Annotated in this window: 14 protein-coding genes and 2 pseudogenes; 5 read left to right on the top strand and 11 right to left on the bottom strand. The window is 52.7% G+C overall.

Annotated features, from left to right (window positions below):
- The 3 genes and pseudogenes from H6F43_RS16520 to acpP all read right to left on the bottom strand — a co-directional run.
- A pseudogene (locus H6F43_RS16520) lies at positions 1–832 on the bottom strand (transketolase); the annotation flags it as partial.
- A gap of 316 nt (positions 833–1,148) precedes the next feature.
- Positions 1,149–2,402: a beta-ketoacyl-ACP synthase II gene (fabF, locus tag H6F43_RS16515; RefSeq protein ID WP_190343815.1), complete on the bottom strand. Its 1,254-nt coding sequence runs from the start codon at positions 2,400–2,402 to the stop codon at positions 1,149–1,151.
- 104 nt (positions 2,403–2,506) lie between these two features.
- Positions 2,507–2,758 carry an acyl carrier protein gene (gene acpP, locus H6F43_RS16510; protein WP_190343816.1) on the bottom strand — a complete coding sequence of 84 codons (252 nt, stop codon included), beginning with the start codon at positions 2,756–2,758 and terminating at the stop codon, positions 2,507–2,509.
- Positions 2,759–3,105: 347 nt separating this feature from the next.
- On the opposite strand from acpP, the gene H6F43_RS16505 reads away from it, so the two are divergent.
- On the top strand, positions 3,106–4,011 hold the full coding sequence (locus H6F43_RS16505) for a CoB--CoM heterodisulfide reductase iron-sulfur subunit B family protein (protein ID WP_190343814.1): 906 nt from the start codon (positions 3,106–3,108) through the stop codon (positions 4,009–4,011).
- 182 nt (positions 4,012–4,193) lie between these two features.
- On the top strand, positions 4,194–4,439 hold the full coding sequence (gene psaC, locus H6F43_RS16500; RefSeq protein WP_190343813.1) for a photosystem I iron-sulfur center protein PsaC: 246 nt from the start codon (positions 4,194–4,196) through the stop codon (positions 4,437–4,439).
- 206 nt (positions 4,440–4,645) lie between these two features.
- Here psaC and H6F43_RS16495 read toward each other — a convergent pair whose 3' ends face one another.
- Positions 4,646–5,617 carry an Hpt domain-containing protein gene (locus tag H6F43_RS16495; protein ID WP_190343812.1) on the bottom strand — a complete coding sequence of 324 codons (972 nt, stop codon included), beginning with the start codon at positions 5,615–5,617 and terminating at the stop codon, positions 4,646–4,648.
- Positions 5,618–5,705: 88 nt separating this feature from the next.
- Here H6F43_RS16495 and H6F43_RS16490 point away from each other — a divergent pair, with 88 nt between their 5' ends.
- The gene (locus H6F43_RS16490; RefSeq protein WP_190343811.1) at positions 5,706–6,107 is read left to right on the top strand and encodes a GFA family protein; all 402 of its coding nucleotides are present in this window, start codon (positions 5,706–5,708) and stop codon (positions 6,105–6,107) included.
- Here the strand turns inward: H6F43_RS16490 and H6F43_RS16485 are convergent.
- Both H6F43_RS16485 and H6F43_RS16480 read right to left on the bottom strand, forming a co-directional pair.
- Entirely contained in the window at positions 6,104–6,952 is an 849-nt protein-coding gene (locus tag H6F43_RS16485) for a slipin family protein (RefSeq protein WP_190343810.1), read from the bottom strand. The genes H6F43_RS16490 and H6F43_RS16485 overlap by 4 nt on opposite strands.
- Positions 6,953–7,031: 79 nt before the next feature.
- A complete protein-coding gene (locus tag H6F43_RS16480) occupies positions 7,032–8,069 on the bottom strand; it encodes a type IV pilin-like G/H family protein (protein WP_190343809.1) in 1,038 nt (345 codons plus the stop codon).
- 254 nt (positions 8,070–8,323) lie between these two features.
- Here H6F43_RS16480 and H6F43_RS16475 point away from each other — a divergent pair, with 254 nt between their 5' ends.
- Positions 8,324–9,913, top strand: a complete 1,590-nt coding sequence (locus H6F43_RS16475) for a glycoside hydrolase family 57 protein (RefSeq protein WP_190343808.1) — start codon at positions 8,324–8,326, stop codon at positions 9,911–9,913.
- Positions 9,914–9,996: 83 nt separating this feature from the next.
- Here the strand turns inward: H6F43_RS16475 and H6F43_RS16470 are convergent, their stop codons facing one another.
- From H6F43_RS16470 to H6F43_RS16455, 4 genes are all read right to left on the bottom strand, one after another.
- Complete coding sequence (locus H6F43_RS16470) at positions 9,997–10,824, bottom strand: hypothetical protein (protein ID WP_190343807.1); 828 nt, start codon at positions 10,822–10,824, stop codon at positions 9,997–9,999.
- A 15-nt stretch (positions 10,825–10,839) separates the two neighbouring features.
- A complete protein-coding gene (locus H6F43_RS16465; protein WP_190343806.1) occupies positions 10,840–11,313 on the bottom strand; it encodes a hypothetical protein in 474 nt (157 codons plus the stop codon).
- Positions 11,282–11,671 (bottom strand): hypothetical protein, encoded by a 390-nt coding sequence (locus tag H6F43_RS16460; RefSeq protein WP_190343805.1) that lies wholly within the window; start codon positions 11,669–11,671, stop codon positions 11,282–11,284. Before H6F43_RS16460 ends, H6F43_RS16465 begins: the two co-directional genes overlap by 32 nt.
- Positions 11,672–12,021: 350 nt before the next feature.
- Positions 12,022–12,180 carry a hypothetical protein gene (locus tag H6F43_RS16455; RefSeq protein WP_190343804.1) on the bottom strand — a complete coding sequence of 53 codons (159 nt, stop codon included), beginning with the start codon at positions 12,178–12,180 and terminating at the stop codon, positions 12,022–12,024.
- A 58-nt stretch (positions 12,181–12,238) separates the two neighbouring features.
- On the opposite strand from H6F43_RS16455, the gene H6F43_RS16450 reads away from it, so the two are divergent.
- Positions 12,239–12,745 (top strand): DUF3291 domain-containing protein, encoded by a 507-nt coding sequence (locus tag H6F43_RS16450; protein ID WP_190343803.1) that lies wholly within the window; start codon positions 12,239–12,241, stop codon positions 12,743–12,745.
- A 134-nt stretch (positions 12,746–12,879) separates the two neighbouring features.
- Here the strand turns inward: H6F43_RS16450 and H6F43_RS22370 are convergent.
- A pseudogene (locus tag H6F43_RS22370) lies at positions 12,880–13,047 on the bottom strand (type I glyceraldehyde-3-phosphate dehydrogenase); the annotation flags it as partial.

The raw sequence follows: 13,047 nt of genomic DNA, 5'->3' as shown, positions 1-13,047 counted from the left end.
TCACTTCGTCGCCGCCCAACGCCGCTCCGTGGACGCCAGCCGTGTTTGCCTTGTTTGGAGAGCCGTAACCGATCGTCGTCCGCACCTTGATCAACGATGGCTTATCGGTGACGCTCTTCGCGGTTTCGATCGCCTGCTGAATCGCCTCCAGATTTGTGTCACCGTCAGAGACAACCTGCACGTGCCACCCGTAGGCTTCAAAGCGCTTGCCCACATCTTCAGTGAAGGAGACTTCAGTGTCACCATCGATCGAAATGTGGTTGTCGTCGTACAGCGCAATCAGCTTGCCCAAGCCCAAATGACCTGCCAGCGAGCATGCTTCACCAGACACGCCCTCCATGTTGCAACCGTCGCCCAAAATCACATAGGTATAGTGATCAACAATCGTGGCATCGGGCTTGTTGAACGTTGCAGCTAGATGCGCTTCTGCCATCGCCAAGCCCACCCCGTTACAGATGCCCTGACCTAGGGGACCCGTGGTGACTTCCACACCGGGAGTCATAAAGTTCTCCGGGTGTCCGGGCGTTCTCGAATCCCATTGACGGAACTGCTTGATGTCATCGATCGTCACGCTGTCATAGCCAGCCAGGTACAGCAGGGCGTACTGTAACATCGAGCCATGTCCTGCCGACAGAACAAAGCGATCGCGGTTGAACCAGTACGGGTTCTTGGGATTGAACCGCATGAACTTATCCCACAGCACGAACGACATCGGAGCTGCACCCATTGGCAAACCAGGGTGTCCAGACTTCGCTTTTTCAACGGCGTCGATCGCTAAAAAGCGAATCGAATTAATGCAAAGTTCTTCGAGTGATTGGGCTGCAACGACCATGATTCTTACTTGGAATGAACGACGGTTTAGCGCTGGACGGAATAAAACTGTGGGCAGACGTTGCCCTCGGATGCTTTCCTCATCATCCTATTATCGCGGACAATAGGCAATTATTCCTATTGAAGAAACTAATGGAACATTAGCCCTTCTCTTGCCCCATAGTATGATCCTAGGGCGGTGTCAATCTACGTCGCTTCGGCAACGTTAATGACCTGCAACATTCAGCAACGTTTGTTTTTATGTAGTCTACGTCCGTAATGGACTGCCACTAACTACTATATTTTCCTAACCACTGACGACTCGCCTAAAAGCTGCTCTACCCAACGTACTTCTTAAACGCCAGCGTTACGTTGTGACCGCCAAAGCCAAACGAGTTAGACAGAGCCACGTCCACAGTCTGAGCGCGACTCTGGTTGGGCACGTAGTCCAAGTCACAATCGGGATCGGGAGCGACAAGATTAATTGTGGGGGGTACACGATCGTTCGCCACCGCCATCACGGTTGCCACCCCTTCGATCCCTCCTGATCCACCCAACAAGTGTCCAGTCATCGATTTTGTAGAACTTACCGTCAGTTGGTAGGCATGGTCACCCAACGCCTTTTTAATGGCCATCGTCTCATTCGGATCGTTGATTGGCGTACTGGTGCCGTGGGCGTTGATATAGTTCACTTGCTCTGGAGTCAATCCAGCATCTTTCAGAGCAAGGCGTATCGCTCTTGCGGCGTCTTCCCCACCAGGAGTTTGTCCAGTCACGTGGTACGCGTCGCACGTCATGCCGTAGCCGACGATTTCTGCGTAAATTCGTGCATTTCGCGCCAGAGCGTGCTCCAGTTCCTCAATCACTAGAATGCCTGACCCCTCGCCCAAAACAAATCCATCCCGGTCTTTGTCGAACGGGCGGCTCGCATGAGTCGGATCGTCATTGCGGCTAGACATTGCCTTACATGCCACAAATCCTGCCACCGATAGCGGAGTTACCGCTGCTTCAGCGCCGCCGCAGATCATTGCTTGGGCGTAGCCCTGCTGCACCAACCGGAAGGCATCACCGATCGCGTTCGACCCGGCTGCGCACGCCGTCACCGTGCAGGAGTTCGGACCCTTCGCCCCAAGATGAATCGCCGTCAGACCCGCCGCCATGTTGGCGATCATCATGGGAATCATGAACGGACTACAGCGATCGGGTCCCTTCGTCAGGTTCACTTCCTGCTGATCTTCCAACACCTTTAGCCCACCAATGCCGGTGCCGATTAGAACGCCCACTTGCTCAGCGTTCAGGTCGTTGATGACAAATTGGGCATCGGCAAGTGCCTGTTTGCTCGCCGCTACTGCAAACTGAGCGAACCGATCCATTCGCTTTGCTTCTTTACGGTCCAGGTATAGGTGCGCGTCAAAGGCTTTAACCTCACCCGCAATGCGGCAAGCGTGGCGAGAGGCATCAAACAGGGTAATCGGACCGATGCCGTTTCGCCCGCTCATCAGCCCATCCCAATACTCGGCAACCGTATTGCCGATCGGCGTAATTGCGCCGAGTCCAGTTACAACAACCCGTTTACGGTCAAAAGTGGTCATAGTTTCAACAGGAGAAAATTCAAGATAGTTATGAGTCATGAATCATGAGCCTTTTAACCGAGGCTGCGCCACGCAGAACTCAGAACTCAAAACTCATAACTCGATTAAGCGGAGGCTTTAACTTTGTTGCTGATGTAGTCTACGGCTGCTTGCACCGTAGCGATTTCTTCGGCGGCTTCGTCTGGAATTTCGATGTCAAATTCTTCTTCCAGCGCCATGACTAACTCAACGGTATCCAGGGAGTCTGCTCCCAGATCGTTGGCAAAGCTGGCAGAGGGAACAACTTCGCTGGCTTCAACGCCTAATTGCTCGGCCACGATGTTCTGAACTTTCTCAAAAATTTCGGTCGCGCTCATAATTTCCTCGTTGGATGCAACGGCAACGGTTGTGCCAGGACGATCGCTCTTACAGTTGGCAGTCCCCCGTCCGAGATAACCCATCTCGCTACTAGGTAAACGTGTCATTTCGAGCATTTTTTCATCTTATCCGAAAGCGCGATCGTCCAACTCAAGCGTGGGCGTTTTCGCAACTGGCATGGTGGGAGCGGGAGAAATAAAATTAGCCAATGCCAGGTTACACAGGAGTCGTGGGGGTTTGTGGTTGAGTCCGTCACAATAGGGATTATTAAGAAGAAGATTTGGAAGCGGCTGAAATTTGAACGTTCTGCCCCAATCTCCACCCCCTCGTCCCCTCTCCCTTACCCATGACCTCCCCCCTTCGATATGCTTACTTCCCCGGCTGTGTGGCTCAGGGAGCCTGTCGGGAGCTGTACCAATCCACTAGTGCGCTAGCGCAGGCATTAGGCATCGAATTGATCGAACTTAAGAAAGCGTCCTGCTGCGGCTCTGGCACCTTTAAGGAGGACTCGCAACTGCTAGAGGATAGCGTTAACGCCCGCAACATTGCGCTAGCAGAAGAACTCAATCTGCCGCTACTGACTCATTGCAGCACGTGTCAAGGCGTGATTGGGCACGTGGACGATCGCCTGAAACAGCGACAGTCTAGTTATCCAGCGTATGTTGAGCAAGTCAATGAACTCTTAAAGCAAGAGGGATGCTCTCCCTACCGGGGCACTTCAGAGGTGAAGCATCTGCTATGGGCACTGGTAGGCGACTATGGCTTAGAGACGCTGCAAGCGCGGGTCACGCGCAAACTCTCGAATCTCAGGTGTGCTGCCTTCTATGGCTGCTACCTTCTGCGTGCTCAAGACAAGCTACCCCACGATGATCCCTTTAATCCACAGTCAATGGAAAATGTGTTTCAGGCAGTCGGAGCTACACCCGTCTACTACCGAGGACGCACCCAGTGCTGCGGTTGGCCCCTTTCTAGCTACGCCACGGATCAAGCCTTCAAGATGGCAGGAATGCATATCCAAGATGCGATCGCCTCTGGTGCAGACTGTATCGTTACTCCCTGCCCCCTCTGCCACCTAAACTTGGACTCGCGCCAGCCCGAGGTCGAGCGCGTGATTGGAAAGACGCTGGGATTGCCCGTGCTGCATTTGCCGCAGCTTGTATCGCTGGCGCTTGGCATCAGTCCGAGCCAACTGGGGCTCGATCGTCACATCGTTTCCACTCGTCCAGTTCTAGAGAAACTGGATCTTGCGTAATGGAAGTTTTATCCACTCCCATTACGTTGTTTGAAGTTTTGTAGCCTTTCCTCTGAGAGGTTTCAGGCGGTGCGGTAGACTTAGCCTTGACTCTAAACCTTTAGCGGTAAAAGCTCGCCGTTAAAACCGCTAGCTAATCGATACTGCAAAGTGTCAAGCATTCATTTGGAGCCTTTAATAACATGTCGCATACAGTCAAAATCTACGATACTTGCATTGGATGTACTCAGTGCGTTCGTGCGTGCCCTACAGACGTTCTAGAGATGGTTCCCTGGGACGGCTGCAAAGCACAACAGATTGCGTCTTCTCCTCGCACGGAAGATTGTGTTGGCTGCAAGCGGTGCGAAACTGCTTGCCCAACTGACTTCTTAAGCGTTCGCGTTTACCTAGGAGCCGAGACGACTCGGAGTATGGGTCTGGCTTACTAACCAGCCTCCGCATTCATTGTTATCCATGTGGGTTCAAAGCTTTAGAGGAAGCAAATTGCTTCCTCTTTTTTCATGCCGAAAAAAAGACCGCGATCGTGGTCTTTTAACAAAAAACTAGTTTCCCCTAACTCATTCCTGGCTTAAACATCGTTTAACGCGAACAGCAAGTCGCTAGCCGCCGCCGGATACTCATTCCTAACAGCTACTCACTGAATCGCTTTCATCAAAAACTCTGCTAATTCAATCAGCTGCTGTTTATCAAACGTAGTTAGAAGCACCTTTGCAGCCGCGCGCGGCTCTGCAGGAATTGTAATCGACGATGTACTCACAGATTGACGGCTGGAAGGCACTACAGCCGCCGGAGTGGATGCAACGGACTGAGCGACTGACGCGATCGGCGCAGCACCAAGACGCTGCAGTGATTGGCTAGGAATAATCTCGCTTGCGCGTCCGACCGCAATTAAGTCGGTGGCTTGCTTCAACTCTTTAATCACCAACGGTGCAAGAGTTTGGTAAGAATTCTTTGGGTTAGCGATCGCTGTCTGAGCTACCTGAGTTAGCCCTTGCCACTCTGAGCTAGGATGCAGTTGCCTGATGCGAGCGCACAGTGTCGCGGACTGCTGCCGATTCGCTGGCGTGTCCCCCTGTTTGAATAGCTGCAACAGCCGCTTCAGCACGGCATAAATCCGTGCGGTAGTATCGGGACTAGCTGCCGACGATTGGCTTGCAGAAATCGATGGGCTAGCGCCTGCGATGTTACGAATCAAATGATTCAAATAGTGCTCCAGTTCCACAAATTTGGGTTCTGCCGATCGCACCGCTTTCTCAGCGACCTGCTCTTGAAAACCGTAAGGCGACTGAAGTTCTTCAATAAGCGCCTTTAAAACATCAAACACCTGTAAAAATAAATCTTCTAGAGGGCGATCGACTGGCACGGAATGGTCTTTGAGCAATTTGAAGCAGTCCTCTAGGTGGTGCCCCACTTTCTGAATGCCGTTGAACCCCAGCATCGCGGCTCCGCCTTTGACTGAGTGAGCCGCTCGGAACAACTCATTCAGGCGCTCGGCATCCGCCATCGTTGCGGCAAGCGAAAGCAATCCTTGTTCAATCGTGTCGAGGTGCTCTTTGGCTTCTTCGATGAAGTAAACCACAATTTGCTGCTGTTTTGTTGCCTGCACAAGCCAGTCCCCCTTCGCTCATCTCTACTGTCAGTTTGCCCATGACGGTCAATTTTGTAACACACACTGCCAAACCGCTTAGAGAAGTATGAACGAGAAAATTATTTATGAAGGGGGCTGCCACTGCGGAGCCGTGCGCTTTCAGGTTGCCGTGCAGCAGGATGAACACGTTGTGTGCGACTGCAACTGCTCGATCTGCCGGAAAAAAGGGTTCCTGCACCTGATCGTGCCGATCGGTCGCTTTACCCTTCTTCGGGGGGAAAACGCACTGACAATGTATACCTTCAATACGGGTGTCGCAAAGCACAGGTTTTACAAAACCTGTGGAATTCACGCATTTTACCGTCCGCGATCCCACCCAGACGCGATCGATGTCAATATTCGCTGTTTAGACGGCGATGTGCTGAAGCAGTTTCGCGTTGAGCCGTTTGATGGTGTCAACTGGGAGCAGAATGTAGCGACGCTGCCCTCCGTTGATTCAGCGGATTAGCGATCGTGGTTTTCAGGACGATCTAAAGGCTGTTTCTCAGTCACTTTTTTGGAAAAAAGAACCTCTGGATCAAACGGGCGTGCCTCAGACGCCTCATCGACTCCCGACCAGCGCCGCGCTAAATTCACAAAGTCCGACGGCATCATAATAATTGTCGTCGTATTATTTTCTGCGCCAATTTCAGTCAGCATTTGCAACCGTCGTAGCTCCAATGCAGACGGATTGGCGCTAATGTTTCGTGAGGCTTCTGCTAGCTTTATGGACGCTTCCTGCTCGGCTGCCGCCTTGATCAAACGGGCGCGTTTCTCCCGAATGGCTTCGGCTTCTTTTGCCATCGCTCGTTGCATTTCCGGTGGAATTTCGACATCCTTCATCTCTACTCGCTCGATGACAACTCCCCACGGTTCCGTAATTTCATCGACAATTTCTTGGACCCGTACATTGATCTTGTCTCGGTTTTGTAGAACGTCATCTAGAATATTCTGACCAACGACATTTCGCAGCGTTGTTAAGGCAATTTGATAGACTGCCATCTCATAGCTTTCAACCCGATTAATTGCCTTTGACGCATCAAGAATTCGATAGTATAGAACCGCGTTTACCCGAATCGTGACGCTGTCGGCTGTCACTGTTTCCTGCGGCTCAATATTCACGGTTTTGGTGCGAACATCCACCTGAACTTTCTGGTCAATCCAGGGGACAATCCAGTACATGCCGGGTCCCATAATGCCCCGCGTCCGTCCAAGTCGAAAAATAACGCCGCGCTGGTATTCTCGATCGAGCTTCAGACCCGATGCCAGGAGAATCAGAAGCGCCCCGAAAAAAAAGCTGGTAATACTGCCCATACCGAATCACCATCCTAAGAGTCTGACTCCATTCTGGCACTTGTAACTTGGTGTCTGCGGCGATCGAGATTGCGCGAAATTACAGCGCTTTTGTCGAACCAGAAGCGCACTGAGCTGTTTTGCTAACGACTTGAGGCATCGCAGGAGGCGTTTTAGACGGTTGGGCGCTCTCACAAATTGTCACAACACTGGCACGATCGGTCTTTGCCGACTTTATTGGCAGCACCGCTGCCGTATAGCTTTTTAATCCGTTGCTTTTCGGAGTGGCAGTTAACTGGGACTGAGTTTTACGAACAGTCAACTTGTAGGAATAGACGTAGCTGTGAGACAGAATAGAAGCAGAGCGCTCAAGCTCCTCCAAGTTAGTGGCAAATCGTTTTTTCTGCTGATAAAACGTCTGTTGCGCTTGATTCATCTTAATCAAGTAATTCTTGGCTTCGGTTTGCGGATCACCGCGAGTTTGTTTAGCCTCTGTGCTAGCAGATGAGGGACTGTTGGTAGTCACTGAGGGTACCGAGCCTATCGACTGAGCAACGTTTTCAGTGTGAGATGAATTGGCAATCATCGCAATCACGCCGCCAGACAAAAAAGCTCCGATCGTTACCGCTCCCGCAATCAGAACGGTCAAGCGGCGGTTTGGTAGCGGCGGTCCTTCGGGCGAGCGAAGCGCTGCATAAAATGCTTGCATCGTTTGCTGTAGCTGCTGCTGATACCGACTCAATCTAGACGATAACGATTTGGCGTTGGCTTTAGCGTCTGTTGGTCCTAAAGCGTGATTAGTTGCGGCAGCGATCGTAGCGTCCGTTCCTGCTGCTTCACCCACGCGATTAATCGTAAACACGGTGGTCCAAATTGGCAGATCTTCGTTCTGTCGGAATGCGTAAATCTTGATGGTTTGAATAGCGTCTGTGTTAAGTTCTTGCAGTCCTTTCCGGGTAAACTCAACTAATGTCTGCTGATTTAAAGTTCGCTCGGCAGTCAATGAAATGTGTAAATAGTCGCCAATCTTCATGGCTTTGGCTATCACTCCTCGTGACTCAAGCGCCAAATTCATTAGGGCAGCGATCGCCTCAGGATCGCCCTGTTTCGCAAGTGCCAGAAGATTGGGGTAAGGCATAGGTAAGGACGACGTGAAAGCCCTAAATTTGGAAAGAAATTTACTCTTCAGAATACTCCCAAAAAACCGTTTCGTTGAATTCAAATTGTGGAATTTAGCTGACTTAAACCGTTAGCCTCAGTTCGCTGCCGCTTTACCCCTACTTTCTGCTTCCTATTCTTCACGTCTCATTGCGGCACCAAAACTGGTTGAACCCGCCGCACTTTCGATCGCCGTTTCGCTTTACAATCCAATCATCCCAATCCCGAAGACCTATGAGTATCGGCTATCTTGCGCTGGTTCTGCACGCCCACTTGCCCTTCGTCCGCCACCCAGAAAGCGACTACGTACTCGAAGAGGAATGGCTGTTTGAGGCGATCACCGAAACTTATATTCCGCTGCTTCAGGTCTACGAGGGACTAAAACGGGATGGCATAGACTTTAAGATCACCATGAGCATGACGCCGCCACTGGTGTCGATGCTGCTCGATCCACTGCTACAAGAGCGCTACGACAACCACCTCGCTCAGTTAGAAGAACTCGCAGAGATGGAGGTGGAGCGGAACACACATAATGGGCACTTGCGCTATTTAGCAGAGCACTACGCTAAAGAATTTAACCAGGTCCGAAATGTTTGGGAGAAGTACGATCGCAACCTGATCAAGGCATTCAATCAGTTTGCCGAAAGCAACAATCTGGAGATCATTACCTGCGGTGCCACTCACGGCTACCTGCCGTTAATGAAGATGTACCCGCAGGCAGTTTGGGGGCAAATCAAAGTCGCCTGTGAGCACTACGAAGAAACATTTGGGCGTCCGCCGAAAGGCATCTGGCTTCCCGAATGCGCCTACTACGAAGGCGTAGAGCGGATGCTGGCAGACGCCGGACTGCGCTACTTTCTCACAGACGGACACGGTATTCTCTACGCTCGTCCCCGTCCCCGCTTTGGTACCTATGCCCCAATTTTTACAACCACGGGAGTCGCTGCCTTCGGACGCGATCACGAATCGTCGCAGCAAGTCTGGTCATCAGAAGTTGGCTACCCCGGTGCAGCCGAGTATCGAGAGTTCTACCGCGATTTGGGCTGGGATGCAGAGTACGACTACATCAAGCCCTACGTCATGCCGAACGGTCAGCGCAAAAATGTGGGAATTAAGTACCACAAGATTACCGGGCGCGGCTTAGGGCTGGGCGACAAGCAGCTTTACGACCCGTACTGGGCGCGGGAGAAGACGGCTGAGCACGCGGGGAACTTTATGTACAACCGAGAGCGGCAGGTGCGGCATCTCCACGATATTATGCAGCGCAAGCCGATTATCGTGTCGCCCTACGATGCGGAACTGTTTGGGCACTGGTGGTATGAAGGTCCCTGGTTTATTGACTATCTATTCCGCAAAAGCTGGTTTGATCAAGGAACCTACGAAATGACGCACTTGGCAGACTACCTGCGCGACAACCCAACGCAGCAAGTGTGCCACCCGTCGCAGTCTAGCTGGGGCTACAAAGGTTTCCACGAGTATTGGCTAAACGACACGAACGCCTGGATCTATCCACACTTGCACAAAGCTGCTGAGCGGATGATTGAAATTGCTAAGCAGGAACCGGAAGACGAACTGCAATGGCGAGCGCTGAATCAGGCGGCGCGGGAACTGCTGCTGGCGCAGTCTTCAGACTGGGCATTTATCATGCGGACCGGAACGATGGTGCCCTATGCAGTGCGCCGGACGCGATCGCACCTGATGCGCTTCCACAAACTCTACGACGAGATTAAGCAAAGCAAAGTCGATTCTGGCTGGCTAGAAAAGGTAGAAGAGATCGACAATATCTTCCCAAACCTCAACTACCGCGTGTACCGTCCACTATAGCTTGTTGCCGAATTTTGGTGAGTGACTAGACTGAGGAGCGATCGCAGTGAAGCCGCTTTACACGAAGATCATTGAAATGGACATTAGCGGCGTCGATCGCGTGGCAAGTCCTGAAAGATAATAGTGTCTGCAACGTGCTGTTTCGGCGGCTTCACTGGTTGGTAAGACTGGACTGTTTCCGCGATCGCCTGCTGCCGTCGATTTTGGTCGTGCTCAATTCGAGCCTGCGTATTGCCTAATCCGGGAGCGTCCCACCCGTTCCGCTGAGGATCCCAATAGGACTGCACCCGCGCCCACAGCACGGCATCTGAGCCACGCAGTCCTTGTTGATGCGCTTGCTTTAACCGCTCTACATAGCCAGGAGACCCCAACGCCGCCAGTGGTGCTTGGTTTGCTAGATCGATCGCGTTCAGCTCTTCCTCCAGCGTTAAGTCTACCCCTAAGCCGTTTGCCCGCTGCTGCAAGCGTTGGTGGTGCGCTTTTAGCTTGGCTAGCTGCTGCCGATCGGACTCTTCAGCCGATAGATTCTGGGCGTTGCCAAACTGGTAGGAGAAGGTGCCCCGATTCCACACGCCGTTTCCAGGATCGGTGTGTCCATAGTAGGCGCGGGTTTTGCCGCCGTCTGACGTACGAGTGCCCTCTGCATGTCCCACGGCGCGGGCAACGAGGGAATCGCTGCCACCAGAGAACAGAGCCGCACGATCGCCCACGCTCGATCGTGCGGTCCTGGAAGGAGTTGGAGGAGTGCCCTGCTGGCTCACTGGCGGCTTCTCCAGTACAGGCGGGTTGGCGTCCTCAATTGGCAGAGAGGGAGGATCAAAGCTTAGGGCGACCTCATCGGCGTAGGCAGCAGACGCAAAGCTTAGCAGGCAGACGACAAGATTGATCGCCCACAGGGAAATGAGTTTCATGGCGGGTGAGAAGCGTTAGCGATTGGGTTTTAGCATGCGTTCCAGAATGTCTTTGCTGGGTTCGACGATCGCCCAGGTTCCGTTGGGCTGCTTTCGCAGTGTGGCGAATTGCAGCGTCGATCCACTGCCAATAGCGTCTCCTTGGCGAATGGATCCGAGGCGAGGATTTTTTAGACCGCAGAGACGAAACAGATAAGCGGGCACGTCCGGCGTGGAGAAGAACACGCAGGTTTTAGGATCGCGCTGAACGCGACCATCAAACGGCGCGTAGATAGCATTTCGGTTAAGGGCGATCGAGATGTCGCCCAGTCCACCCACAACCGTATAGCCTGCAACCGTGTCGCCGGGTTGCAGCTGCCACGCTTGATAGAGGCGAATATCGAGTGGCGGTTCGGAGGTGTCGGGTTGCGTGCAGCCGTTTAGCAATCCGAGGCAGACGATCGCGACGCCAAGCGCTTTAATGACGGAAGCTGAACGAATACCCAGCATATTCATTGTCCTCGTACAGCACAATCAACCAGGTTTGCGGGTCAAACTCCAGCGGATACGCTTCCCGCTGAGCGGTGGGTCCCGATCGCACGCGCAAGGGTGGCAGCGTGCAATACGGCGTTTGCACAATTTGTCGCACCGCTGCTTTGTTCGATCGTTCTGGCACGGTTAGCAATCGCGACAGTTTACTCCTCGACAGCCGCGCCTGCCGTTGTACAATCTCTTGGCACACTTCGGCGGCAACGGGCTGGGTCGGAGGCAGTAGGGCGCGGGGATCTATCAGCAAGCCGAATGCTGCTACAACTGACCCGCCTGCCAGCAGGTATTTTAGATTTGCGTTATGCGATCGCTGTTGCATGAGTGTTTCAGTCCTCGAAACTCACCAGATGGATGAACAACCGAGTTCTGTGCAGCCTATAGCTTTTCCCAATTCAGTGCGGTACGTCCAGAGAACCTACCCCCTGCCCCCTCCCTGCAAGGGAAGGGGGAAAATCTTGCTTCCTCTCCGAAAGGGAGAGGGCTGGGGAGGGGTTGAATGTACATCAACGAAGCGAGAACCGCTGTATCTGCGGGTTATTCACCAAATGATACTTTTGTACCACACAATCTGCACAAACGTACATTTGTACCACGAAAAAGAACTTGGCGTATCAGGACATGCGTTTAAGCTAGCCGCTACAACTTGAGCGCAGTTTAGTACCGATCGCCTCACTCCGCTTCATCGGTTTGGCGTTGGTGCTCCTCCCACAAGGCTTCTAGCGTCTGTAGCTGAGCCCACAGTTCAGCCGTTAGCGCTTCGTGTTTCGCAATCAGATCGCGGGTAGATTCAACCTGACTGCGAAGCATGTTCAATTGGTCGTCAAACATACGACTTTAGACAGATGACTATGGGAAGGTTCTAATATTCTTTTTGAGCTTCTTAACAATGCAGCGAACCTATGGCGAACGGTATCACCTCGCGCAAGTGAATACCGCAACGTTGAGTGCGCCTTTGCACGATCCATGCATGGCAGAGTTTGTGGCGCAGATCCGAGCCATTAATGCGATCGCCGATAGCGATCCGGGCTTTGTTTGGCGGCTCCGCAGCGAAGGAGCAGACGATGCCACCAGCATTCGGGCATTCGACGACGATCGAATTTTGATTACGCTAACGGTTTGGCGATCGCTAGAGGCGCTGTCTGATTACGTCTACCGCAGCGCCCATGCCAGCGTCATGCGCGATCGACAACGCTGGTTTGAGAAATCCAATCAGCCCATTCTGTCGCTGTGGTGGATTCCCGCCGGACACCTGCCCACCATTGCCGAGGCAAAAGCACGGCTGGAGCATTTGCGCCAGCACGGATCTACGTCCCATGCCTTCTCATTCAGAAAGCCGTTTCCCTGTCCTGATGCGGTTCCCACTCCGACTCTTGCTGTCGAGTACGTGGGCTAAGCCTTTAAACGTAATCACTCCCGCCTTCTACTAAGAGAACGCGGGAGTGAACCCAGGATCCAGTTTGTGATTAGAGGACGCTTAACCAGATTGCTTAGCAGCGCGATCAACAGCTAACGATCGGGCACTAACAGCTATGCCACCCACTTCTGAGCAACCGTCTCAGCCAAGTCAACCACACGCTGACTGTAGCCCCACTCGTTATCGTACCAAGCAACTACTTTCACCATGTCGCCACCCATCACCATTGTCAGCGCGGCATCCACGATCGAAGACTCATCAGTCCCCGCGTGATCACTCGA

The sequence above is a fragment of the Leptolyngbya sp. FACHB-36 genome (genome assembly GCF_014695955.1).
Taxonomy (GTDB): Bacteria; Cyanobacteriota; Cyanobacteriia; order Leptolyngbyales; family Leptolyngbyaceae; genus FACHB-36.
The sequence above is the reverse complement of the archived record's forward strand: the minus strand, read 5'-3'. Positions and strand labels throughout refer to the sequence as shown.